At 61.6% G+C, this 255-nt stretch carries 1 protein-coding gene; it reads left to right on the top strand.

Annotated elements, in window-relative coordinates:
• Positions 1-2: 2 nt before the first annotated feature.
• On the top strand, positions 3-255 hold a 253-nt coding region (locus AC066Y_RS43390; protein WP_478279158.1), incomplete at its 3' end, for a transposase.

Genomic DNA, 255 nt, shown 5'->3' on the forward strand with positions numbered 1-255 from the left:
TCTTGGGTGTGATGGACCGTTTGGTATTGAGCGACGCGGCTTGGGAGCGGATGGCGCCGCTGATTATAGGTCGCCCCGACCAGAAGGGCTCCACTGGGCGCGACAATCGGATGTTCGTGGAAGGTGTGCTTTGGATTGTTCGCACGGGCTCTCCCTGGCGTGATCTCCCGGAGGCGTTCGGGGATTGGAACAGCGTGTTCCGGCGCTTCAGTCGATGGAGCATCAAGGGCGTCTGGTGGCGGATCTTCGAGGCGA

Source organism: Bradyrhizobium sp. USDA3010, from assembly GCF_056429065.1.